The following is a 24365-nucleotide window of genomic DNA, read 5'->3' on the forward strand; positions in this document are numbered from 1 at the left end:
ATGTCACGGGACAGTGCCGCTTCGGCGCCCGGTGAGCCGGGGGTCCGCTCGGGGCGGTCTGTCGGCCGGAGGATGACGGGCTCCCGCTGGGGACGGTTCGTCGAGGGCGGGCTGCTCCAGGGCGGAGTCCAGGGCAGCCCGGTCCTTCGGCTGTTCATGCGCTGGGTGCGCCGTCCGCTGCTGCCGGTCATGCGGCTGTGGCGGCGCAACATCCAGCTCAAGGTCGTCGCGACGACCCTGCTGATGTCGCTGGGTGTCGTCCTGCTCCTGGGTTTCGTCGTGATCGGGCAGGTGCGCAACGGCCTGCTCGACGCCAAGGTGAAAGCCTCCCAGAGCCAGGCCACGGGCGGGTTCACGGTCGCCAAACAGGAGGCCGACAGCGCGGCCGGCGCGGCCGGGGACGACCGCTCCGGCCCGAACGACAACCCCGTACAGAACGTCAGCGGCTGGATGAGCTCCCTCGTCGAGTCGCTCTCCAGCGGCGGCCAGGGCGCGTTCAGCGTCGTGACGCTCAGCACCACCTCAGCGGACAGCAGCAGCCGGGGGCTCGGTCCGCGTGCCTCGGGCTTCGTGGACTGGAGCCTCAGCGTGCCCCAGGACCTGCGCGAGCGGGTGGACGGCGGCACGGGCGCGGCCCAGAGCTACACGCGCATCGTCTACACCAACGGCCAGGACTCCCAGCCGGCACTGATCATCGGGACGCAGCTCAACGACCCCAAGAGCGACCCGTACCAGCTGTACTACCTCTTCCCGCTCACCCAGGAGGAGAAGTCGCTCAGTCTGGTCAAGGGGACTCTTGCGACGGCCGGGCTGTTCGTCGTGGTGTTGCTCGGGGCGATCGCCTGGCTCGTGGTGCGCCAGGTCGTCACGCCCGTGCGGATGGCCGCCGGGATCGCCGAGAGGCTGTCCGCCGGGCGCCTCCAGGAACGTATGAAGGTCACCGGCGAGGACGACATCGCGCGGCTCGGCGAGGCCTTCAACAAGATGGCGCAGAACCTCCAGCTGAAGATCCAGCAGCTGGAGGACCTGTCACGGATGCAGCGGCGGTTCGTGTCGGACGTCTCGCACGAGCTGCGTACGCCGCTGACGACCGTCCGGATGGCGGCCGACGTCATCCACGACGCGCGCGTGGACTTCGATCCGATGACCGCCCGCTCGGCCGAACTGCTCGCCGACCAGCTGGACCGCTTCGAGACGCTGCTGGCGGATCTCCTGGAGATCAGCCGCTTCGACGCCGGCGCGGCAGCCCTTGAGGCCGAGCCGATAGACCTGCGGGAGGTCGTCCGCAGGGTCATCAGCGGGGCCGAGCCGCTCGCCGAGCGCAAGGGCACGCGCATACGGGTCGTCGGCGACCAGCAGCCCGTCGTCGCCGAGGCGGACGCCCGACGGGTGGAACGAGTGCTGCGCAACCTCGTGGTCAACGCCGTGGAGCACGGCGAGGGCAAGGACGTCGTCGTCAAGCTCGCGTCCGCGGGCGGGGCCGTCGCGGTCGCGGTGCGCGACTACGGAGTGGGGCTCAAGCCCGGCGAGGCGACCCGGGTGTTCAGCCGCTTCTGGCGGGCCGACCCGGCACGCGCGCGTACCACCGGCGGTACGGGCCTGGGCCTGTCCATCGCCCTGGAGGACGCGCGGCTGCACGGCGGCTGGCTGCAGGCGTGGGGCGAGCCGGGCGGCGGCTCGCAGTTCCGGCTGACGGTGCCGCGGACGGCGGACGAGCCGCTGCGGGGCTCGCCGATACCGCTGGAGCCCAAGGACTCACGGCGCAACCGCGGTCTGAACGACGCGGGGCTGCCCCTCGGCGGTACGCAGAAGCTGGCCACGGTGCCCGCGCAGCCCGCGGGCGAGCGGGCGGTGCCGCCGATGCCGGACCGCGCCCCCAAGATGGCGGGCGCGGTGGATCCGGCGGCGCTGCCCGGCAGCGGCGCGCGCGTGGTGCCCCGGCCCACGGCGGACTCCCGCGGTCCCGCCGCGGCGCCGGAGGAGGAGCCGTCACAGAGCGGCCCGCAAGCCGGCGGGCAGCCGGAACAGCTGAAGCATGGGGAGGGGTCTCGTGGGCGCTGACCGCGATCGGGGCGGCCGTCGGCGTCCGGCAGGCGTGGTGGTGTACGCCGCCTGCGGAACCGTACTGCTGGCCGGGTGCGCGTCGATGCCGGACGGAGGGGACCTTCGTGATGTCGAGGCCTCCCAGCGGCCGGACGCGCAGGTCCGGGTGTTCGCCATGCCGCCGCGGGAGAACGCGCAGCCCGAGGAGATCGTCCAGGGCTTCCTCGAAGCGCTGACCAGCGACGACCCGAAGTTCGAGACGGCACGCAAATACCTGACCGGCAGCGCGTCGAAGAAGTGGCGTCCGAACGCGTCGACGACGGTGCTCGCGGACGGACCGAACACCGTGGCGGAGCACAGCGGCAGCAGGGAGGCGACCGGTGACTACGCGTACTCGCTGACCGGCACCAAGGTCGCCACCGTCGACTCGCAGTTCGCCTACAAGCCCGCCGAGGGGGTGTACGACGAGCTCGTACACCTCACGGAGCAGAAGACGTCGGAGGGCGCCAAGGAGTGGCGCATCGACGCCCTGCCCGAGGGCCTGGTGATGGGGATGTCCGACTTCCAGCGCAACTACGAGTCCGTCAATAAGTACTACTTCGCCTCGAACGCGAAGGACAGGACCGACGACCAGCTCGGCGCGGTCGCCGACCCCGTCTACGTACGGGAGCAGGTGGACCCGGTGACGCAGATGGTCCGCTCGGTCCTGAAGGGGCCGACGAGCTGGCTCAAGCCGGTGGTCAGGTCGAGCTTCCCCACCGGCACGGCGCTGAAGAAGGGCGTCAAGTCGCTGACGCCCGACGACCAGAACCGGCTGACGGTACCGCTGAACGCCAGGGCCGACCGGGTCGGGGAGTCCGTGTGCAGGGAGATGGCCGCCCAGATCCTGTTCACGCTCCAGGACCTGACGCCCACGGGTATCGACGAGGTGGAGCTGCAGCGCTCCAACGGCACGCAGTCGTGTGCGCTCACCGATGCCAAGGCCGGGCTCTACGTCGCGCACGGTCCGGCCAAGGGCACCGAGTACGAGTACTTCATCGACGGCGAGAAGCGGCTGGTCCGGATACCGGGGGCCGGCAGCGAGCAGGAGCCCGAGCCGGTGCCGGGCGCGCTCGGCGACGGTGGCAAGGAACTGCGGGCGGCCGCCGTCTCGCGGGACGAGGACACCGCTGCCGGGGTGTCGCTCGACGGGCGCTCGATGTACGTCGGGTCGCTCGCGTCGGGCGGCTCGCTCGGGGAAGCGGTGCTGCACAGCAAGGCCACGTCGGCGGACGACGGGCTGACGACCCCCAGTTGGGACGCGAGCGGCGACCTGTGGGTGGCCGACCGCGATCCGAAGAACTCCCGGCTGCTCCTGCTGCCGAAGGGTGCTGGAGACCCCCTGGTGGTCTCGACACCTGGCCTGGACGGGCGGATCGAGGCGGTGCGGGTGGCCGCCGACGGGGTGCGGATCGCTCTGATGGTGACCGAGGACAAGCGGACGACTCTGCGCATGGGGCGGATCGAACGGGCGGACTCCGAGGGCGCGAACGGGAAGAAGGCCGTCGCGATCCATGAACTGCATTCCGTGGCACCGCAGTTGGAGGAGGTCACGGCCATGTCCTGGGCCGGCGACAGCCGCCTGGTGGTGGTCGGGCGCGAGGCCCGTGGCGTGCAGCAGATCCAGTACGTCCAGGTCGACGGCTCCACGCCGGTCGGCCCGGCCCCCTCCGCGCTCACCGGCGTGAAGGAGATCGCCGCCTCCGAGGACGAACGGCTGCCGCTGGTGGCGCACTCGGAGGACGGGATCGTGCGGCTGTCGACCGGTTCGCAGTGGCAGACGGTCGTCAAGACGGGGATGGCGCCGGTCTATCCGGGCTGAGTTCCGGTACGGCGCCGCCCTCGCCCCTCGTGTGGGGGACAACGTGGCGACGCTTGCGAGGAGTTGTCCACAGGTAGTTGTCCACAGGGCTGGCCCGGGCACTCCGGAATTTGGCACAGTGGTGGGCATGCGGGGGTGGTGGCAGGACCTCACCGACCTGGTGCTTCCGGCCGAGTGCGGAGGCTGTGGACGGCCTCGCACGGTGCTCTGCCCGGAGTGCCGTGCCGCCCTGACGGGGGACGTACCGAGCCGTGTGCGACCGGACCCCGAGCCACCGGGGCTGCCGGTGGTGCACGCGGCGGCTCCGTACGAGGACCAGATGCGGGCGGCGCTCCTCGCCCACAAGGAACGAGGGGCGCTGATGCTCGCAGGGCCGCTGGGAGCGGCCCTGGCGGGCGCTGTGCGGGCAGGGCTCGGGCCCGGCGGTCGCGATGGGACGGCGGGCTCCCGGGCGCCGGTGCTGCTCGTTCCCGTGCCGTCGGCGCGGTGGGCGGTGCGGGCGCGAGGACACGATCCGGCACGGCGGCTCGCGCTCGCCGCGGCGGCCGAGCTGCGGCGGACCGGGACACCCGCCCGGGTGGTGGCCGTGCTGCGGCAGCGGCGTGCCGTGGCCGACCAGTCGGGGCTCAACTCGTGGCAGCGGCTGGACAATCTCGCGGGCGCTCTGGAGGTGGCGCCGGGGGGCGCACGGCTGTTGGCCGGCGGCGGCCGGGCCGTTCTCGTCGACGACTTGATGACGACGGGCGCGTCCTTGGCCGAGGCCGCGCGGGCCCTGCGGGTCGTTCTCCCGGAAAAAGACGGATTCTACGGACGGGTAACACGCGGAACGGCGGGGGAAGGGGCGAGACGGACAACGATGGCAGGTGTAGTCCGACCAGAAGCGGTCAGGGAAAAGGGGAGCGCGAACAGCGCGGAGGACGGGGTCGGCGCGGCCGTGGTCGCGGCATCTCCAGCTTCTTTCGAAATAAACCGGAACTGACAGAGAAGTTGCGTCGTTGCAGGTAGTGAGAGGTTCCATTCACTTGAATGGAGGTACGCAGCAGTAGAGGGTGACGACATCCGTCCAGGCGAGATATGTTCGGTTGTGAGGGAATGGCGGACGCCGACCCTTGCATATCGGAATGCCGCGCCGTGGGTTTTCTCTTTCACCCGGGACAGTGGGGTGGAGATCTTGCCCGCGGGGGAGGAGGAGGTGGAAGTCACCGAGTCCGAGGCTCCGGGACGCGCTGGAGCCTGGTGCAAAAGGGAGATGCTCCGCCGTCGATGCGGAGCGATCCGGGAACGGAGTTCTGCGTGGACATCGTCGTCAAGGGCCGCAAGACCGAGGTGCCAGAGCGGTTCCGCAAGCACGTGGCCGAGAAGCTGAAGCTGGAGAAGATCCAGAAGCTCGATGGCAAGGTGATCAGCCTCGACGTCGAGGTGTCCAAGGAGCTGAACCCCCGGCAGGCCGACCGCTCCGACCGAGTGGAGATCACGCTTCACTCCCGCGGTCCGGTGATCCGGGCGGAGGCAGCGGCAAGCGATCCGTACGCGGCGCTGGACCTGGCGGCGGACAAGCTGGAAGCACGACTGCGCAAGCAGCACGACAAGCGGTACACGCGCCGCGGCGCCCGCAGGATCTCGGCCTCCGAGGTCGCCGACCACGTCCCGGACGCGGCGACCCTCGACGGGAACGGCAGCGTCGTCCACGACGAAGAGCCCGAGGCGGTGCCGACCAAGAAGATCGGCTCGCTCGAGGTGAAGGGTGACGGCCCCCTCGTCGTCCGCGAGAAGACCCATGTCGCGTCCCCGATGACGCTCGACCAGGCGCTCTACGAGATGGAGCTGGTCGGGCACGACTTCTACTTGTTCGTCGACTCCGAGACCAAGGAACCGAGTGTCGTCTACCGGCGGCACGCGTACGACTACGGCGTCATCCACCTCAACACGGACCCGATGGTCGCCGAGGCGCAGCAGGGCCCGCCCGGTGGGGCGCTCGGTGGCTGATACCGACCGGTGAGTTCCCCCAGGCTTCGGCCGGGGGTCGCCCGGCCGGTGCCCCTGGAGTGCTCGTGCGCCCCCAGGGGCACCGGTGTGCGACCCCTCAGTGCCCCGCTCTGTCATCCCGTTGTCGTCCGGGCATGAAATCATGGCCGTACCGGCCTCAACCGGTGTGTCGTTGCGCTTGGTTGGTGACGGCACAGGAACACAGGCCACGGCCTTCAGGGGGAGGAACCATGGCGGACAGCTTCGGACCGATGCGTGACGAAGATGCCGACGACGGCGTCGTCGGCATGGGCCCGGACGCGGGCTCCTCACGCAAGGAGCCCATTCGGGTCCTTGTCGTGGATGACCATGCCCTCTTCCGCCGCGGCCTGGAGATCGTGCTCGCCGCCGAGGAGGACATCCAGGTCGTCGGGGAGGCGGGGGACGGGGCCGAGGCGGTCGACAAGGCCGCCGATCTGCTGCCCGACATCGTGCTGATGGACGTACGGATGCCGAAGCGCGGCGGGATCGAGGCGTGCACCTCCATCAAGGAGGTCGCTCCCAGTGCGAAGATCATCATGCTGACGATCAGCGACGAGGAGGCCGACCTCTACGACGCGATCAAGGCGGGGGCCACGGGTTATCTCCTGAAGGAGATCTCCACGGACGAAGTGGCCACGGCCATTCGGGCGGTTGCCGACGGTCAGTCGCAGATCAGCCCTTCGATGGCGTCGAAGCTGCTCACCGAGTTCAAGTCGATGATCCAGCGCACGGACGAGCGGCGGCTTGTGCCGGCGCCTCGGCTCACGGAGCGTGAGCTGGAGGTCTTGAAGCTGGTGGCCACCGGGATGAACAACCGGGATATCGCCAAGGAGTTGTTCATCTCCGAGAACACCGTGAAGAACCATGTGCGCAACATCCTGGAGAAGTTGCAGTTGCACTCCAGGATGGAGGCCGTGGTGTACGCGATGCGGGAGAAGATTCTTGAGATTCGCTAGCGGTTGTGGCCGGTAGGGACCGGTGGAGATCGGTGACGTGGGTTGAGGGGTTGGCTGCGGGGCGGTGGGGGCTGGTCGCGCCGTTCCCCGCGCCCCTGAGGAGCCCCTGCGGGGCTTCTGCGCCGTTCCCCGCGCCCCTACCTAAGAGATTGCGCCGTTTCCCGCGTCTCTAATAGATCCAGCACTAGCTCAGTGTTCGGGCCAGCTCTGTTGTGAGGGCTTCTCTCAGGGCCGGGGTGTTCGCTCGCTCTACTCGGATGTTTGTGCAGTCCACCCAGGTGGCTGCTTCCAGGAGGGCCTGGGCCACCGCTGGGACGGACTTGGGGGTTTCCAGGGTGACCTGTTTGGCGATCAGGGTGGCGCCCTCGCGGGCCGGGTCCACGCGGCCGACCAGGCGGCCACCGGCCAGTACCGGCATGGCGAAGTAGCCGTACACGCGCTTGGGCTTGGGGACGTAGGCCTCCAGGCGGTGGGTGAAGGCGAAGATCCGCTCCGTGCGCGCCCGGTCCCAGACCAGGGAGTCGAAGGGCGACAGGAGCGTGGTGCGGTGGCGGCCGCGCGGGGGCGTCACGAGCGCCTCGGGGTCCGCCCAGGCCGGCTTCGACCAGCCCTCCACCGTGACCGGGACCAGGCCCGACTCCGCGATCACCGCGTCGACCTGCTCGCCCTTGAGACGGTGGTAGTCGGCGATGTCCGCGCGGGTGCCGACGCCCAGGGACCGGCCCGCGAGCCGCACCAGGCGGCGCAGGCACTCCGCGTCGTCCAGCTCGTCGTGCAGCAGCGGGTCCGGGATCGCCCGCTCGGCGAGGTCGTACACCCGCTTCCAGCCGCGGCGCTCCGTGCACACCACCTCGCCGTACATCAGCGCGCGCTCGACGGCGACCTTGGTGCCCGACCAGTCCCACCACTCGCTGGTCTTCTTCGCGCCGCCCAAGTCGGTGGCCGTGAGCGGGCCTTCGGCTCGCAGCTGCTTGATGACCTGCTCGTAGGTGCCGTCCGGCAGTGCGTGGTTCCAGTGCGGGCGGGCGCGGTAGGCGCGGCGGCGGAAGGCGAAGTGCGGCCACTCCTCGACGGGCAGGATGCAGGCCGCGTGCGACCAGTACTCGAAGGCGTGCGGCTGCGGGGGAGTCGTACCTACGGGTGCCGGGGTCCAGTACGCCTCGTCGACCGTCCTGCGGCCCACGGCGCCGAGTCTGGCGTACGGGATGAGTTCGTGGGAGCGGGCCAGGACGGAGATGGTGTCGAGCTGGACCGCGCCCAGGTGCCGCAGAACGCCCCGGACGCCGCCCCTGCGGTCGGGGGCTCCGAGGAACCCCTGCGCGCGCAGGGCGATGCGCCGGGCCTCGTCGGCGGAGAGTTCGGCGGTCGGGCGCGGCAGACTCGTCATGGTCCGCACGATAATCGGTGCCACTGACAATCGCGCCCGGCCTGGGCGAACACGGCCGGGTGGGCGGCGGGTCAGCTCTGCGGGGGCGCGGGAAGGTACGGCGCCGTCGACGGCAGTCCCAGGTCCGAGGGGAGCAGGGAGCCGACCCAGCAGTCGCGGCGTACGCCCTTGTTGTTGACGCCCGCGCGGAGGGTGCCCTCAAGGACGAAGCCGGCGCGTTCGGCGACCGCGAGGGAGCCCGTGTTGCCGACCTCCGCCCGCCACTCGACGCGGTCCATGGCCCGCTGGGTGAAAGCCCAGCGGGAGGCGGTGAGCGCCGCCTCCGTGATGTAGCCGTTGCCCCGGTGCTCCTTCGTCGCCCAGAAACCGATCTCACCGACTCCCAGGGAGCGCATCGTGAGGGCGAGCATGCCGACGAGTTCACCGCCGACGGGCAGGAAGACACCGAAGGTGAACATCGAGCAGTCCGCCCACCCGTCGGGCACCATCTGCTCGGTGAAGGCCGTGGCGTGCTCGCGCAGATAGGGCGACGGGATCGTGGTCCAGCGCTGGATGTCGGGATCCTGGACGGCGTCGAACACGGCGTCGGTGTCGTGTGCTCCCACCGTGCGCAGCAGGAGTCGTTCGGAAGTCAGTGTGACGGGGTCCATCGGCCGATTCTGCTCGGGCTTCGGTGAGGAAGCCATCACTTTCGCACTGTGTGAGGCTGCCGTTACCTTTCGTAGCGCCAGTGCGGCACCTTCCGCATCCTCCGCCCGTTGTCTCTGTGGCTGTCACATGCAGACCTCCCGGCGCGGTGGGGTCCTCGCTTACGATGGCCGTTGCTCAAGCTGTGATTTGAATCTGTCATTTGAATCTGCCATTGAAACCGACAGTCCCAGGCCCGACCGGCAAGGAGACAAACCCTCGTGTCCGTCCTCTCGAAGATCATGCGTGCAGGCGAAGGAAAGATCCTGCGCAAGCTGCACCGCATCGCGGACCAGGTCAAGTCCATCGAAGAGGACTTCGTCGACCTCTCCGACGCCGAGCTGCGAGCCCTGACCGATGAGTACAAGCAGCGGTACGCCGACGGTGAGACCCTCGACGACCTGCTGCCCGAGGCGTTCGCGACCGTCCGCGAGGCCGCCAAGCGCGCCCTCGGCCAGCGCCCCTACGACGTACAGATCATGGGTGGCGCCGCGCTCCACCTCGGCTACGTCGCCGAGATGAAGACCGGTGAGGGCAAGACCCTGGTCGGCACGCTGCCCGCGTATCTGAACGCCCTCTCCGGAGAAGGCGTCCACCTCATCACGGTCAACGACTACCTGGCCGAGCGCGACTCCGAGATGATGGGCCGCGTCCACAAGTTCCTGGGCCTGACCGTCGGCTGCATCCTGGCCAACATGACGCCGGCCCAGCGCCGTGAGCAGTACGGCTGCGACATCACGTACGGCACGAACAACGAGTTCGGCTTCGACTACCTGCGCGACAACATGGCGTGGTCGCAGGACGAACTGGTGCAGCGCGGCCACAACTTCGCGATCGTCGACGAGGTCGACTCGATCCTGGTCGACGAGGCCCGTACGCCGCTGATCATCTCCGGCCCCGCCGACCAGGCCACCAAGTGGTACGGCGACTTCGCGAAGCTCGTCACGCGCCTGAAGAAGGGCGAGGCGGGCAACACCCTCAAGGGCATCGAGGAGACCGGCGACTACGAGGTCGACGAGAAGAAGCGCACCGTCGCCATCCACGAGTCCGGTGTCGCCAAGGTCGAGGACTGGCTGGGCATCGACAACCTCTACGAGTCGGTGAACACGCCTCTGGTGGGTTACCTGAACAACGCCATCAAGGCCAAGGAACTCTTCAAGAAGGACAAGGACTACGTCGTCATCGACGGCGAAGTCATGATCGTCGACGAGCACACCGGCCGTATCCTCGCCGGCCGCCGCTACAACGAGGGCATGCACCAGGCGATCGAGGCGAAGGAAGGGGTGGACATCAAGGACGAGAACCAGACCCTCGCCACGATCACCCTGCAGAACTTCTTCCGCCTCTACAAGCGGCACGACCACAACGGCAAGGAAGTCCCCGGTCTGTCCGGCATGACCGGTACGGCGATGACCGAGGCCGCCGAGTTCCACCAGATCTACAAGCTCGGTGTCGTCCCGATCCCGACCAACCGGCCGATGGTCCGCAACGACCAGTCCGACCTGATCTACCGCACCGAGGTCGCGAAGTTCGAGGCGGTCGTCGACGACATCGCCGAGAAGCACGAGAAGGGCCAGCCGATCCTCGTCGGCACCACCTCGGTCGAGAAGTCCGAGTACCTCTCGCAGCAGCTCAGCAAGCGCGGCATCCAGCACGAGGTGCTGAACGCGAAGCAGCACGACCGCGAGGCGCCGATCATCGCGCAGGCCGGCCGCAGGGGCGCCGTCACCGTCGCCACGAACATGGCCGGCCGTGGTACGGACATCAAGCTCGGCGGCAACCCCGACGACCTCGCCGAGGCGGAGCTGCGTCAGCGCGGCCTCGACCCCGAGGAGCACATCGAGGAGTGGGCCGCCGCGCTGCCGGCCGCCCTGGAGCGGGCCGAGAAGGCCGTGCAGGCCGAGTTCGAAGAGGTCAAGGACCTCGGCGGGCTCTACGTGCTGGGTACCGAGCGGCACGAGTCGCGCCGTATCGACAACCAGCTGCGCGGTCGTTCCGGCCGACAGGGCGACCCGGGCGAGTCCCGCTTCTACCTGTCGCTCGGTGACGACCTGATGCGGCTCTTCAAGGCCCAGATGGTCGAGCGCGTCATGTCGATGGCGAACGTCCCCGACGACGTGCCGATCGAGAACAAGATGGTCACGCGCGCCATCGCCTCCGCCCAGTCGCAGGTCGAGACGCAGAACTTCGAGACCCGCAAGAACGTCCTCAAGTACGACGAGGTCCTCAACCGGCAGCGCGAGGTCATCTACGGCGAGCGCCGCCGCGTCCTGGAGGGCGAGGACCTGCAGGAGCAGATCCAGCACTTCATGAACGACACGATCGACGCGTACATCGACGCGGAGACCGCGGAGGGCTTCGCCGAGGAGTGGGACGTCGACCGGCTGTGGGGCGCCTTCAAGCAGCTCTACCCGGTGAAGGTCACCGTCGAGGAGCTGGAGGAGGCGGCCGGCGACCGGGCCGGTCTGACCGCCGAGTTCATCTCCGAGTCCATCAAGGACGACATCTACGAGCAGTACGCCTCCCGCGAGGAGCAGCTCGGCTCCGAGATCATGCGTGAGTTGGAGCGGCGGGTCGTGCTGTCGGTCCTGGACCGCAAGTGGCGTGAGCACCTCTACGAGATGGACTACCTCCAGGAGGGCATCGGCCTGCGCGCGATGGCCCAGAAGGACCCGCTGGTCGAGTACCAGCGCGAGGGCTTCGACATGTTCACGGCCATGATGGACGGCATCAAGGAGGAGTCCGTCGGCTACCTGTTCAACCTGGAGGTCCAGGTCGAGCAGCAGGTCGAGGAGGTTCCGGTCGAGGACGCGAAGCCGTCGCTCGACAAGAAGGACGCGGTTCCCGCCGGTGGGGGTGGGCGTCCGGAGATTCGGGCCAAGGGGCTCGACGCTCCGCAGCGGCCGGATCGGCTGCACTTCTCCGCTCCCACGGTGGATGGGGAGGGTGGGGTCGTCGAGGGTGACTTCGCCACGGATGACGAGCCGGTTCGGTCCGAGTCCGATGGGCTCACTCGGGCCGAGCGGCGTAAGCAGCAGAAGGGGAGCCGTCGCCGTAAGAAGTGACGGTTCGCTCTGCGGGTGAATTGTTGAAGGGTCGGGTGCCTTGTCGGTGCCCGGCCCTTTGTGTCGGGCCACCATCCCGCACCCGACAACTGGGCGCGCAGTTCCCCGCGCCCTTTTGGGGTCGGCCGTGCCGGGTCCCCTGGGGCGCTCTGGCGGGTGCTGGGTGGTGTTGTCGGGTGCGGGTCGGTCGGGGGCCGGGTGCGCCGTTCCCCGCGCCCCTGATGGGGCGCGGGGGTGTCGTCGGCTGCGGCGCGGTGGGGGGTGAGCGCGCAGTTCCTCGCGCCCCTCACGGGCGCCGGCCGTGCTGGGTTCCGGGCCTCTGAAGGTGTTGGCCCAGGCGGGGGCCCAGGTGGGGGCCCGGGCGGGGTCAGTCGTCTGTTGGGTGGGGCATTCGGGTGCCGCCCAGTTCTACCGCTGTGCAGCGCCAGCGGAGGTCCTTGCCCTGTTCCAGGCGGAACGCCATGGCGCGGAGGCGGTCCCCGGCACCGATGCGGGCGAAGGCCTCCACGACGCCCGGGCGGGGCACGTAGTAGCCGATGTCCCGGACGAACGGGCGTGTGCCGCGCGTGCGGAGCGGGCCGCGTTCGGCGAGCCAGGCCAGTTCGTCGTAGGCACGGCCCGCGGTGTGCCGGAGCATGCAGTGGACCGGCCGCCGCCCGCTCAGCACCTCGACGAGCCGGTCCGCGAAGAGGTCGGTGGGGCGGGGCTGCGGAGGCGGCGTCCTGAGCGCGCCGCGCGGTGCGGGCCCGCCCGGACGGCGGGTGTCCTGGCGGACGGGCGGGCGGGTGCCCGGGGTGCGCCTCGTCCTGGTCATCACCTTGTTCACGGCGGAGCCCCATTCGATCGGACCGGCCCACGTCTCTACCGACCGGTAACTTTCTGTTGGGGATCTTGTACGGGGCAGGGGCGGGCGGCCGCAAGCAGGCCGGGCGGGCGCCCGGGCCGCCGGAATGTTCACCTATCAGAGTGATGGGGCGGTGCGGGGGGCTTGGCGCGACCGGGGTCCACCGGGTGACGGGCGAGCCGGCGGTGGACGCCCGCGGCGGGCGGGCGCCGACTCGAAAGGGGACGCCCGCACGTATCCTGAAGGCCCTCGGGACGTCTCGGGAGGTGCGGGAACCGCCCAGGGAATCCCCACGGAATTGCCTCTACGAAAGCGGTCAGTCATGCGCGTCTACGTCCCTCTGACCCTCTCCGGTCTCGCCGAGGCGGACAAGACGGGTGAGCTCGGCCCGGGGCCCTTCGTCGCGTACGCCGTCACGCCCGCGCTGCGCGAGTGGTACCTCTCCGACGACATCGAGGAACTGGAGTACGCGGCGCTGAACCGGGCCGCGCTCGCCTCCCTGCGACTGGTCGCGCTCGACCCCGGCGCCCCGCGCCGACGCGTCGTCGTCGCCGTCGACGTACCGGACGGGGCCGCGGTCTCCGATCCCGACCTGGGGCTCGACCCGGCGTCCCTCGGCGAGGTGCGGGTCGGTGCGGCCGTGGCGCTGACCAGGGCCGCCGCCGTGCACGTCGACTCGGACGAGGCGGAGGCCGAGGTGACGGCGGCCGTGGACGCGCTGGGCGCGGCGGACCGGGGCGACGACGACGTGCAGTTCGTCGTGGACGGGGCCGAGGACCACGAGCTGCTGTGGTTCGCCACGCAGGAGATTCCGAACCTGGTGGGGCTCGGAGACTGAGGCACCCCGGGGGCGTGTTTCGCGTGGCAGGCGCTTCGGCAGCTGCTCGAAGCGCATATGGGGCATTGTCAGTGGAGCCGGGTACTTTCTGGATATGGGGATGCACGGAGCGACACACATCGTCTGGGACTGGAACGGGACGCTGTTCCACGACAACACGGCAATCATCGGCGCGACGAACGCGGCGTTCGCCGAGCTGGGCATACCGTCGATCACGCTGGAGCGGTACCGCGAGCTGTACTGCGTGCCCGTGCCGAAGTTCTACGAGCGGCTGATCGGACGGCTGCCGACGGACGAGGAGTGGGAGGCCATGGACGCGGTCTTCCACCGGTACTACGCCGAGCACCGGGTGGGATGCGGGCTCACCGACGGAGTGCCCGTGCTGCTCGCCGAGTGGGTGTCGGCCGGGCGGAGCCAGTCGATCCTGAGTATGTACGGGCACGAGGAACTCGTCCCGCTGGTGCGCGGGTTCGGGATCGAGCCCCATTTCCTACGGGTCGACGGGCGGACCGGGCCGTCAGGTGGGAGCAAGGCCGAGCACATGGTGCGGCATCTCAGAGCCCTCACGGGCGTGGATCCCTCTCGCACGGTGGTGATCGGGGACGCGGCGGACGACGCGATCGCTGCGCGGCATGTGGGGGCGAAGGCCGTGCTGTACACCGGGGGGTCGCACAGTCGGGCCAGCCTTGAGGGGGTGGGGGTGCCGGTGGTGGACACGCTTGCCGAAGCGGTGACTCTGGCCGAGTGGTTGGCGGCGTGAGTGTCTGGGCCTCGCCCCCTCCCGAACCGACTTGAGCCGTTCGGCTCGGGACGTCGATCGTCGACCGGAGGGCGGGAGTCGGGTGCGGGTCCGCTGTGGCTGGGTGCGCAGTTCCCCGCGGCCCCGAAGGGTGCAGTTCCCCGCGGCCCTGAAGGGGGCGGTTGCCGCGGTCTGGAGGGTGTGGGGCCCCGTGACCCTTGGCTGGGGTGTTGAAGGGGTGACCCACGCATGGGCGGTGGGGAAGCGAACTGTTCAAAGTGTCAAAAAGGTGACCCCTCTTTTGTACACATACGGCTCATGACGAGGCCCCCCGCCGGGGAGATAGCCTTGGCGGGTGATCAGCGCGATACGTCGCGGGGGCATCGTCGCCCCTGCCCTGCGCCCGGACCGCACGGACGACATCCGTGACCGGGCGGTCGCTGGTCCCCGCGAGCGGGTAGCCGCGGAACAGGCACCGAGAGCAGTGTCACACCCTCCGGTGCCGCCAAATATGGCCGATAACGCCCCGCTCATCTCTCATCGCGGCATAGCGTCGGATCAGACCGGACACCCCGCGTCGCGGCGCTACGTCACTTCACGTTCTACGACGTCACGCAACGGCGCGCGACAGGAGCCAGAGGACAATGCAGACCAAGCTGGACGAAGCCAAGGCCGAGCTGCTCGAAAGGGCCGCCCGGGTTGCTGAGAACAGCCCGGTCGGGGGGCACCTACCGACCGGGAAGACGGACGAGAGCACCCCTGACCGGGACACATTGCTCGCGTTCCTCCAGCGCTACTACCTGCACACCGCCCCGGAGGACCTCGCCGACCGCGACCCGGTCGATGTCTTCGGCGCCGCCTTCTCGCACTATCGGCTGGCCGAGAAGCGCCCCCAGGGCACGGCGAACGTAAGGGTCGTCACCCCGACCGTCGAGGAGAACGGCTGGACCTGCAGCCACTCCGTCGTCGAGGTCGTGACCGACGACATGCCCTTCCTCGTCGACTCCGTGACCAACGAGCTGTCGCGGCAGGGGCGCGGGATCCATGTAGTGATCCACCCGCAGTTCGTCGTGCGGCGCGATCTCACCGGCAAGCTCATCGAGGTCCTCAAGACCCGGCCCACCGGCGACCTCCCGCACGACGCCGCCGTCGAGTCCTGGATCCACGTCGAGATCGACCGCGAGACCGACCGCGCCGATCTCAAGCAGATCACCGCCGACCTGCTGCGTGTCCTGTCCGACGCCCGTGAGGCCGTCGAGGACTGGGAGAAGATGCGCGACTCGGCGCTGCGCATCGCCGAGGAGCTGCCCAAGGAGCCCACCGCCGACGACCTGCGCGACCAGGAGGTGGAGGAGGCCCGCGAACTGCTGCGCTGGCTCGCGGACGACCACTTCACCTTCCTCGGATACCGCGAGTACGAGCTGCACGACGACGACTCGCTGGCCGCCATCCCCGGGACCGGGCTCGGCGTCCTGCGCTCCGATCCGCAGCACGGGGAGGACGAGAGCCACCCGGTCAGCCCGTCCTTCGAGCGGCTGCCCGCCGACGCCCGCGCGAAGGCCCGCGAGCACAAGCTCCTCGTCCTGACGAAGGCGAACAGCCGCGCCACCGTGCACCGGCCGTCCTACCTGGACTACGTCGGCGTGAAGAAGTTCGACGCCGCCGGGAACGTGGTCGGGGAGCGGCGCTTCCTGGGCCTGTTCTCCTCCGCCGCCTACACCGAGTCCGTGCGCCGGGTGCCCGTCATCCGCCGCAAGGTGGCCGAGGTCCTGCGGGGCGCCGGGTTCTCGCCCAACAGCCACGACGGCCGCGACCTCCTGCAGATCCTGGAGACGTACCCGCGCGACGAGCTCTTCCAGACCCCGCCCGACGAGCTGCGGGCGATCGTCACGTCCGTGCTGTACCTCCAGGAGCGGCGCCGGCTGCGGCTCTACCTGCGGCAGGACGAGTACGGGCGCTACTACTCGGCGCTCGTCTACCTCCCGCGCGACCGCTACACCACCGGTGTCCGCCTGCGGATCATCGACATCCTCAAGGAGGAACTGGGCGGCACCAGCGTCGACTTCACCGCCTGGAACACCGAATCGATTCTCTCCCGGCTGCACTTCGTGGTCCGGGTCCCGCAGGGCACCGAGCTGCCGCAGCTCAGCGACGCCGACAAGGACCGCATCGAGGCGCGGCTCGTCGAGGCCGCCCGCTCCTGGGCCGACGGTTTCGCCGAGGCACTGAACGCCGAGTGCGGCGAGGAGCGCGCGGCCGAACTGGTGCGCCGCTACGGCAACGTCATCCCCGAGGGATACAAGGCCGACCACAACCCGCGCACCGCGGTCGCCGACCTGGTCCGGCTGGAGCAGCTCGGCGACGGCAAGGACTTCGACCTCAGCCTGTACGAGCCGGTCGGCGCCGCTCCCGGAGAGCGCCGCTTCAAGATCTACCGCATCGGTGAGTCGGTCTCCCTCTCCGCCGTCCTGCCGGTCCTGACCCAGCTCGGCGTCGAGGTCACCGACGAGCGGCCCTACGAGCTGCGCTGCCCCGACCGCGCCTCCGCGTGGATCTACGACTTCGGCCTGCGACTGCCCGGCTCGCTCGGCGGCAACGGCGACCACCTCGGCGACGACGCCCGCGAGCGGTTCCAGGAGGCCTTCGCGGCGACCTGGACCGGGCGCGCCGAGAACGACGGCTTCAACTCCCTCGTCCTGAGCGCCGGGTTGAACTGGCGGCAGGCGATGGTGCTGCGCGCGTACGCCAAGTACCTGCGCCAGGCCGGTTCGACGTTCAGCCAGGACTACATGGAGGACACCCTCCGCAGCAACGTCCACACCACCCGGCTGCTCGTCTCGCTCTTCGAGGCCCGTATGTCGCCGGACCGGCAGCGGGCGGGCACGGAGCTGACCGACGCCCTCCTGGAGGAGCTGGACGCCGCCCTCGACCAGGTGGCCAGCCTCGACGAGGACCGGATCCTGCGGTCCTTCCTCACCGTCATCAAGGCGACCCTGCGCACGAACTTCTTCCAGGAGGCGGGCGGCGGCACACCGCACGACTACGTCTCCATGAAGTTCGACCCGCAGGCCATCCCGGACCTGCCCGCGCCGCGGCCGGCGTACGAGATCTGGGTGTACTCGCCGCGGGTCGAGGGCGTGCACCTGCGGTTCGGGAAGGTCGCGCGCGGCGGTCTGCGCTGGTCCGACCGGCGTGAGGACTTCCGCACCGAGATCCTCGGGCTGGTCAAGGCGCAGATGGTCAAGAACACCGTCATCGTGCCCGTCGGCGCCAAGGGCGGCTTCGTCGCCAAGCAGCTCCCGGACCCGGCCGTCGACCGCGACGCCTGGATGGCCGAGGGCGTCCGCAGCTACAAGACCTTCATCTCGGCGCTGCTCGACATCACCGACAACATGGTGGCCGGTGAGGTCGTACCGCCCTCCGACGTCGTACGGCACGACGGCGAGGACACCTACCTGGTGGTCGCCGCCGACAAGGGCACGGCGACGTTCTCGGACATCGCCAACGGCGTGGCCGAGTCGTACAACTTCTGGCTCGGGGACGCCTTCGCCTCCGGCGGCTCCGCCGGATACGACCACAAGAAGATGGGCATCACGGCCCGCGGTGCCTGGGAGTCCGTGAAGCGGCACTTCCGGGAGCTGGGCGTCAACACCCAGACCGAGGACTTCACGGTCGTCGGCGTGGGCGACATGAGCGGTGACGTCTTCGGCAACGGCATGCTGCTCTCCGAGCACATCCGCCTGGTCGCCGCCTTCGACCACCGGCACATCGTCATCGACCCGCGGCCGGACGCGGCGACCTCGTACGCCGAGCGCCGCCGGCTCTTCGAGCTGCCGCGCTCGTCCTGGGCCGACTACAACAAGGAGCTGCTGTCGCAGGGTGGCGGCATCTTCCCCCGTACCGCCAAGGCCATCCAGCTCAACAGCCACATCCGGGAAGCTCTCGGCATCGAGGGCAACATCGGCAAGATGACCCCCGCCGACCTGATGCGGGCCATCCTGGCGGCGCCGGTCGACCTGCTGTGGAACGGCGGCATCGGTACGTACGTGAAGGCGTCCACCGAGACGCACGCGGACGTCGGCGACAAGGCCAACGACGCCATCCGGGTGGACGGCGCCGACCTGCGGGTCAAGGTCGTCGGCGAGGGCGGCAACCTCGGCCTCACCCAGCTCGGTCGCATCGAGTTCGCGCAGGCCGGCGGCAAGGTCAACACCGACGCCATCGACAACAGCGCGGGCGTGGACACCTCCGACCACGAGGTGAACATCAAGATCCTGCTGAACGCGGTCGTCGCGGAGGGCGACATGACCGTCAAGCAGCGCAACAAGCTGCTCGCCGAGATGACCGACGAGGTCGGCACGCTGGTTCTGCGCAACAACTACGCGCAGAACACGGCGCTCGCCAACGCGCTCGCCCAGTCGCCCAGCATGCTCCACGCCCAGCACCGCTACCTGCGGCACCTGGTGCGGGCGGGCCACCTCAACCGCGCGCTGGAGTTCATGCCCACCGAGCGGCAGATCAAGGAGCGGCTCAACGCCGGGCACGGGCTGACCCAGCCGGAGACGGCCGTCCTCCTCGCGTACACGAAGATCACGGTGTCCGACGAGCTGCTGCACACGTCACTGCCGGACGACGAGTACCTGCGCACCCTGCTGCACGCGTACTTCCCGAGCGCGCTCGGCCGGCAGTTCGCCGATCAGATCGACAACCATCCGCTGCGCCGCGAGATCGTCACGACCGTGCTGGTCAACGACACGGTCAACACCGGTGGTACGAGCTTCCTGCACCGTCTGCGGGAGGAGACCGGGGCGTCGCTGGAGGAGATCGTCAGGGCGCAGACCGCGGCCCGCGCGATCTTCAACTCCAGCTCCGTGTGGGACGGCGTCGAGGCGCTCGACAACACGGTCGACGCGGGGGTCCAGACCCGGATCCGGCTGCACTCGCGCCGCCTCGTCGAGCGCGGCACGCGGTGGCTGCTCAACAACCGGCCGCAGCCGATCCAGCTCGCCGAGACGATCGGCTTCTTCCAGGAGCGGGTCACGCAGGTCTGGGGCGAGCTGCCCAACCTGCTGCGGGGCGCGGACCTGGAGTGGTACCAGCAGATCTACGACGAGCTGTCCGGGGCCGGTGTGCCGGACGAGCTGGCGCAGCGGGTGGCCGGGTTCTCGTCCGCCTTCCCGACGCTCGACATCGTCGCGGTGGGCGACCGCATGGGCAAGGACGCGATGGCCGTCGCCGAGGTCTACTACGACCTCGGGGACCGGCTGCGGATCACCCAGCTCATGGACCGGATCATCGAGCTGCCGCGGGCCGACCGGTGGCAGTCGATGGCGCGGGCGTCCATCCGCGAGGACCTGTACGCGGCGCATGCGGCGCTCACGGCGGACGTGCTCGCCGTGGGGAACGGGTCCTCCACGCCTGAGCAGCGGTTCAAGGCGTGGGAGGAGCGGAATGCCGCGATTCTTTCGCGGGCTCGGACGACTCTTGAGGAGATTCAGGGGTCCGAGGCGTTTGATCTCGCGAATCTTTCTGTGGCTATGAGGACTATGCGCACGATGTTGCGGACGCATTCGTAGCGTTTCCGCGCGTTTCCGCGTTCGCGGTGGAAGAGGGGCACCCTGCGGTTGGGGGTGCCCCTCTTTTTCTTCGCCCCCGCCGCCCCTACCCGTTCCCGTCCCGCATGGGGGCTGCGCCCTCTCGCCCCCGTATCGCGCTGCGCGCTCGTCCTCAAACGCCGGACGGGCTAGTGGTTAGCCCGTCCGGCGTTTGAGGACCGGGGGTTCGGGGGCAGCGCCCCCGGAAAACCTGTGGCCCCCCAACCGGCCTAGCCGTCGTGCTGGGAGGGGTGAGGGGCACTTAGGGTAAATAGGATGAACGAGGAATTGCGGCAGGCGCCCGATGCGTCCCCTGACGTATCCGTCGTCGTGATCGTTTACAACGATGAGGCGCGGCTCCCCGCAGCCGTCCACTCCGCGCTGGAGCAGACGTTGCGCAACGTCGAGGTCGTGATCGTCGACGACCGGAGCACGGACGGCTCGTACGAGGTGGCGAGGGGCCTGGCCGCACGGCACCCCGGGCGGGTGCGGACCTTCCGGCTGGACGAGAACAGCGGAGGATGCGGCGCACCCCGCAACCGCGGGATCGCCGAGGCACGCGGGACCTACGTCGTCTTCCTCGACAGCGACGACGTACTGGAGCGCAACGCCTGCCGGAACATGCTGGAGGCGGCCGGGACGACCGGCGCCGACCTCGTCTCCGGCCTGTGCGTGCGGGTCCACGTCGACTCGCGGGGCGGCAAGGAGGTCAAGTGGTACCCCTGGCTGTATTCCCGCACCCGCACCCTGGAGTCGGTCTCCGAGCTGCCCGACCTGCTGGTCTTCGACACCCTGTCCACCAACAAGTGCTACCGCCGGGAGTTCCTGGTCGGGGAAGGGCTTCGGTTTCCTGTCGGGATCCATTACGAAGACCTGCTCTTCTCCGCGCAGGCGTACGCCGCGGCCCGCAGGATCACCCTCATCCCGAACCGCGTCTACGACTGGAACGTCGTCGACAAGGCCGCGGCGAAGTCCATCAGCAACCGCCGCGCCGAGATCGCCAACTTCGCGCACCGCATGGAGATCCACCGACGGGTCGACCGGCTTCTCGCCGACCGCGGGCTGGCGGAGCTCAAGTTCTTCAAGGACGTCAAGTTCCTCAAGCACGACCTGGTGCTGCACCTGCGTGACCTGCCGTTCCGGGACGCCTCCTACCGGGAGGAGTTCGCCGCCATCGCCCGCGGCTATCTGGAGTCCGTCGACCGGGCCGCCTTCGACGAGGTCGAGCCCATCCACGCCATCTGCGCCTATCTGCTGCGGAAGAGCGACTGGGACAACCTCCTGCCGGCCGTGGACACACTCACCAACCGCGACAAGATCTCCGCACCGCTCGTCGAACGCGACGGCCGCGTCTACTGGTGTGCCGAGCACCTTGACGATGGAGACGATCACGAGCGAGTGTCTGCCCGGCACGTTCTTGACGTCACCGAGCTCGGCTATCACACCAAACCCGTCGAGAAGATGTTCCTGCGCAACGTCCTGACCCGGTACGAGGAGACCGGAACCGCCGGGAGCGCCGCCGGTACCGTCCTGCTGGCCGGGCGCATCACCAACCCGCTCGGCGTCGTCCCGCCCGGCGCGCGGCTCTCCGGCGAGCTGGAGTTCGGTGCCCGCCGCAAGGGCGTGCGGTTCCAGACCTTCCGCTTTCCCGTGGACACCCTGCGGCACGAGGGCGCGTTCATCGCCTGGGAGACGTCGGCCGACCTCACGCGCGGGCTGCGGCCCCTGGGCATCGTGGACGCCGTGTGGGACGTACGGCTGCGGCTCGGCGTCGACGGCGTGCGCACCACCACGCGTCTCACCGCCTCCGAACCCGGTCTTGCCGTCGGCCGGTCGCCCGTCCGGCCCCGGCTCACCCGCCTGGTCGCCGACCACATCGAGCCCGAGGTCTCCGCGCGCGGTCATCTCGCCTTCCGGGTGCCGACCCGGGAGAGGGTCGACGCGCTCGTCGGGAGGGGGGTGCGGGGGGCGCCCGGCCGGCTCGCCAAGTCCGGGTACCGCAAGGCGAAGCGGGTGCGGCGGAAGCTCACCTCCGGGGACACCAAGATCCGGGTCTATCACGAGGTGTTCAGCCGGCTGCCCGTGAAGAAGGGCCTGGTCGTCTTCGAGAGCCATCTGGGCCGGCAGTACAGCGACAGCCCCAAGGCGCTCTACGAGGAGATGCGGCGCCAGGGCCTCGACTTCGACGCCGTGTGGTCGTACGCGGGCCGCCCCGAGGGCTTCCCGGCCGACGCCACGCTCGTACGCCGCTGGTCGCTGCCCTATCTGAAGGCGCTGGCCCGGGCCGAGTTCTGGGTCGACAACCAGAGCTATCCGCTGAAGCTCACCAAGCGGCCACGGACCACGTACCTCCAGACCTGGCACGGTTCGGCGCTCAAGCGGATGGGCTTCGACGAACCGGAGTGGAAGCTCAGGACCCGGCCCGCGCAGGAGGAGCAGCAGCGTGTCCTCGACCGCTTCGACCGGTTCCTGATCCGCTCCGAGCACGACGTACGCACGCTCGCGCGCGCGTTCCGCCTGAAGGAGCGCACGCTGCTGCGCGTCGGTTACCCCCGCAACGACGCGCTCGTGGCGGCCAGGCAGCGGGAGGAGGAGACCGGGCGACGCGAACGTGGGCCGCTCGCCGCCGAGCTGGGCATCCCCGACGACCGGGCCGTCCTGCTGTACGCGCCCACCTTCCGGCAGCACGGCGGCAAGCAGCGGCGGTTCGAGCTGCCCTTCGACGTGGAGCGGTTCGCCGACGAGTTCGGCGACCGGTACGTCCTGCTGGTGCGCTCGCACTACCTCGACCACGTCGTCCTCCCGCCGTCCGTGCGCGGGCGCGTCCTCGACGTGTCGGCGCACCACGACGTGACACCGCTGCTCGCGCTCGCCGACGGGCTGATCACCGACTACTCGTCCGTGATGTTCGACTACGCGCTCCTCGGCCGGCCGCTGTTCTTCTTCGCCTACGACTACGAGGAGTACGTCCACGAGGGCCGCGGCACCTACTTCGACCTCCTCGAACGGGCGCCGGGCCCGGTCGTGCGCACGGAGGAGGAGCTGTACGTCGCTCTCGCCTCCCTCGACGAGCAGGTGGTCAAGTACCGGGAGGCGCGGGAGGGCTTCGTCGCGGAGTTCGGCGAGTACGACAAGGGGACCGCGGCGCAGAGCATCGTCGACCAGTTCTTCTCCCAGTGGAGGCGCGCATGACCGCCGAGACCGCCGAGGACGTCCCCACCGCCGCGGATCCGCGGCGGGACGTCTTCTTCGTCTCCAACAGCGTCGACGAACTGGGCGGGGTGACCACCTGGTCGCACCAGCTGGCCAGGCTCCTCACCGGGCGCGGCCATCGCGTCCACGTCGTCGGCATCACCCCGGCCGAGGTGGTCCAGGAACTCGGCGACGGCCTCCCGTACCCGACGACGACGCTGTACGCCGGACAGCCGCCGCGGCCCGGCCGGGCGCGCGAGGCGAGCATGCGCGAGGAGGCCACGAAGCTCACCGCCCTCTTCCGGGCGGCGCGGCCCGGCGCGGTCGTGATCGTCACGCAGGTGTGGGCCATGGAGTGGGTCGCCCGGGCCGACACACGCGGCCTGACCGTCATCGGGATGAGCCACGAGTCGTACGCGTACTCCAGGGCGTCCTCGCGCTTCCAGCGGGTGCGCACGCACTACCGGGACGTCGACCGCATGCTGGCGCTGACCCGCGAGGACGCCGACCTGTGGATCGGGCAGGGCATGAACAACGCCTCGTACATGCCGAATCCACTGCCCTTCATGCCCGAGGTGCCGTCGCCGCGGACGGAGAAGGCGGTCGTCAGCATCGGCCGGCTGCACGATCAGAAGGGCATCGACATGCTCCTCGACACCTGGGCGGAGGTCGCTCCGCGCCACCCCGACTGGCGGCTGCTGATCTACGGCTCCGGCGAGGACGAGGAGATCCTGAAGAAGCAGTGCACGGCTCTCGGGCTCGACGGTTCGGTCGACTGGATGGGCCGCACCAGCGATGTCCCGGGCGCGCTGCGGGGCGGCTCCGTCTTCGTACTGTCCTCCCGGGGCGAGGGGTTCCCGCTCGCGCTGATGGAGGCCATGGCGATGGGGGTGCCGTGCGCCGCGTTCGACTGTGCGCCCGGGGTCCACGAGATCGTCCACGACGGGGAGGACGGGCTGCTTGCGGCTCTCGGCAACACGGGTGAACTGGCTCGCCGCCTGGATGCCCTGATGTCCGACAAGTCGCTGCGGGACGGGATGGGCGAGGCGGCCCGCGCCAACATCCAGCGGTATACGACGACCGAGATCGTGAACAGGTGGGAGGACTTGTTCAGGTTCCTCGAACGGTGAGCTCCGGTTGTTCGTCGGCTGC

General features: G+C 69.7%; 14 protein-coding genes. 11 read left to right on the top strand and 3 right to left on the bottom strand.

Annotation, left to right across the window (positions count from 1 at the left end; genetic code table 11):
- The 5 genes from mtrB (at window position 1) to OHS59_RS27190 (ending at window position 6867) form a co-directional block, all read left to right on the top strand.
- Complete coding sequence (gene mtrB / locus OHS59_RS27170) at window positions 1–2061, top strand: MtrAB system histidine kinase MtrB (protein ID WP_328495981.1); 2061 nt, start codon at window positions 1–3, stop codon at window positions 2059–2061.
- A complete protein-coding gene (locus OHS59_RS27175) occupies window positions 2051–3904 on the top strand; it encodes an LpqB family beta-propeller domain-containing protein (RefSeq protein ID WP_328495982.1) in 1854 nt (617 codons plus the stop codon). Before mtrB ends, OHS59_RS27175 begins: the two co-directional genes overlap by 11 nt.
- Window positions 3905–4031: 127 nt before the next feature.
- Window positions 4032–4883, top strand: coding sequence for a ComF family protein (locus tag OHS59_RS27180; protein WP_328495983.1), 852 nt, complete (start codon window positions 4032–4034; stop codon window positions 4881–4883).
- 314 nt (window positions 4884–5197) lie between these two features.
- Window positions 5198–5890 carry a ribosome hibernation-promoting factor, HPF/YfiA family gene (gene hpf, locus OHS59_RS27185; protein WP_398286246.1) on the top strand — a complete coding sequence of 231 codons (693 nt, stop codon included), beginning with the start codon at window positions 5198–5200 and terminating at the stop codon, window positions 5888–5890.
- A 230-nt stretch (window positions 5891–6120) separates the two neighbouring features.
- Window positions 6121–6867, top strand: a complete 747-nt coding sequence (locus OHS59_RS27190) for a response regulator transcription factor (protein WP_328495985.1) — start codon at window positions 6121–6123, stop codon at window positions 6865–6867.
- Between the two features lie 184 nt (window positions 6868–7051).
- On the opposite strand, the gene OHS59_RS27195 is transcribed toward OHS59_RS27190, so the two are convergent.
- The gene (locus tag OHS59_RS27195; RefSeq protein ID WP_328495986.1) at window positions 7052–8254 is read right to left on the bottom strand and encodes a winged helix-turn-helix domain-containing protein; all 1203 of its coding nucleotides are present in this window, start codon (window positions 8252–8254) and stop codon (window positions 7052–7054) included.
- Window positions 8255–8325: 71 nt separating this feature from the next.
- Window positions 8326–8904 carry a GNAT family N-acetyltransferase gene (locus tag OHS59_RS27200; RefSeq protein ID WP_328495987.1) on the bottom strand — a complete coding sequence of 193 codons (579 nt, stop codon included), beginning with the start codon at window positions 8902–8904 and terminating at the stop codon, window positions 8326–8328.
- Between the two features lie 258 nt (window positions 8905–9162).
- Between OHS59_RS27200 and secA the strand changes: the two genes are divergently transcribed.
- Window positions 9163–12006, top strand: coding sequence for a preprotein translocase subunit SecA (secA, locus tag OHS59_RS27205; protein WP_328495988.1), 2844 nt, complete (start codon window positions 9163–9165; stop codon window positions 12004–12006).
- Window positions 12007–12373: 367 nt separating this feature from the next.
- Here secA and OHS59_RS27210 read toward each other — a convergent pair whose 3' ends face one another.
- On the bottom strand, window positions 12374–12832 hold the full coding sequence (locus OHS59_RS27210) for an Rv3235 family protein (RefSeq protein WP_328495989.1): 459 nt from the start codon (window positions 12830–12832) through the stop codon (window positions 12374–12376).
- Between the two features lie 340 nt (window positions 12833–13172).
- Between OHS59_RS27210 and OHS59_RS27215 the strand changes: the two genes are divergently transcribed.
- From OHS59_RS27215 to OHS59_RS27235, 5 genes are all read left to right on the top strand, one after another.
- Window positions 13173–13688 carry a DUF6912 family protein gene (locus OHS59_RS27215; protein WP_328495990.1) on the top strand — a complete coding sequence of 172 codons (516 nt, stop codon included), beginning with the start codon at window positions 13173–13175 and terminating at the stop codon, window positions 13686–13688.
- 94 nt (window positions 13689–13782) lie between these two features.
- A complete protein-coding gene (locus OHS59_RS27220; protein ID WP_328495991.1) occupies window positions 13783–14448 on the top strand; it encodes an HAD family hydrolase in 666 nt (221 codons plus the stop codon).
- A 623-nt stretch (window positions 14449–15071) separates the two neighbouring features.
- Window positions 15072–20003, top strand: a complete 4932-nt coding sequence (locus tag OHS59_RS27225) for an NAD-glutamate dehydrogenase (RefSeq protein ID WP_328495992.1) — start codon at window positions 15072–15074, stop codon at window positions 20001–20003.
- A 294-nt stretch (window positions 20004–20297) separates the two neighbouring features.
- Entirely contained in the window at window positions 20298–23213 is a 2916-nt protein-coding gene (locus OHS59_RS27230) for a bifunctional glycosyltransferase/CDP-glycerol:glycerophosphate glycerophosphotransferase (RefSeq protein WP_328495993.1), read from the top strand.
- Window positions 23210–24343 (top strand): glycosyltransferase, encoded by a 1134-nt coding sequence (locus OHS59_RS27235; RefSeq protein ID WP_328495994.1) that lies wholly within the window; start codon window positions 23210–23212, stop codon window positions 24341–24343. The genes OHS59_RS27230 and OHS59_RS27235 overlap by 4 nt, the downstream gene beginning before the upstream one ends.
- Window positions 24344–24365: the final 22 nt, after the last annotated feature.

Origin of the sequence: Streptomyces sp. NBC_00414 (genome assembly GCF_036038375.1) — a bacterium.
In the GTDB taxonomy this organism is placed as follows: domain Bacteria; phylum Actinomycetota; class Actinomycetes; order Streptomycetales; family Streptomycetaceae; genus Streptomyces.

Bases quoted from the DNA above. Each gene is read 5' to 3' on its own strand.
- mtrB (WP_328495981.1), top strand. From the start codon at position 1: ATGTCACGGGACAGTGCCGCTTCGGCGCCCGGTGAGCCGGGGGTCCGC.
- OHS59_RS27180 (WP_328495983.1), top strand. From the start codon at position 4,032: ATGCGGGGGTGGTGGCAGGACCTCACCGACCTGGTGCTTCCGGCCGAG.
- OHS59_RS27190 (WP_328495985.1), top strand. From the start codon at position 6,121: ATGGCGGACAGCTTCGGACCGATGCGTGACGAAGATGCCGACGACGGC.
- OHS59_RS27195 (WP_328495986.1), bottom strand. From the start codon at position 8,254: ATGACGAGTCTGCCGCGCCCGACCGCCGAACTCTCCGCCGACGAGGCC.
- OHS59_RS27200 (WP_328495987.1), bottom strand. From the start codon at position 8,904: ATGGACCCCGTCACACTGACTTCCGAACGACTCCTGCTGCGCACGGTG.
- OHS59_RS27215 (WP_328495990.1), top strand. From the start codon at position 13,173: ATGCGCGTCTACGTCCCTCTGACCCTCTCCGGTCTCGCCGAGGCGGAC.
- OHS59_RS27220 (WP_328495991.1), top strand. From the start codon at position 13,783: ATGGGGATGCACGGAGCGACACACATCGTCTGGGACTGGAACGGGACG.
- OHS59_RS27225 (WP_328495992.1), top strand. From the start codon at position 15,072: ATGCAGACCAAGCTGGACGAAGCCAAGGCCGAGCTGCTCGAAAGGGCC.
- OHS59_RS27230 (WP_328495993.1), top strand. From the start codon at position 20,298: ATGAACGAGGAATTGCGGCAGGCGCCCGATGCGTCCCCTGACGTATCC.
- OHS59_RS27235 (WP_328495994.1), top strand. From the start codon at position 23,210: ATGACCGCCGAGACCGCCGAGGACGTCCCCACCGCCGCGGATCCGCGG.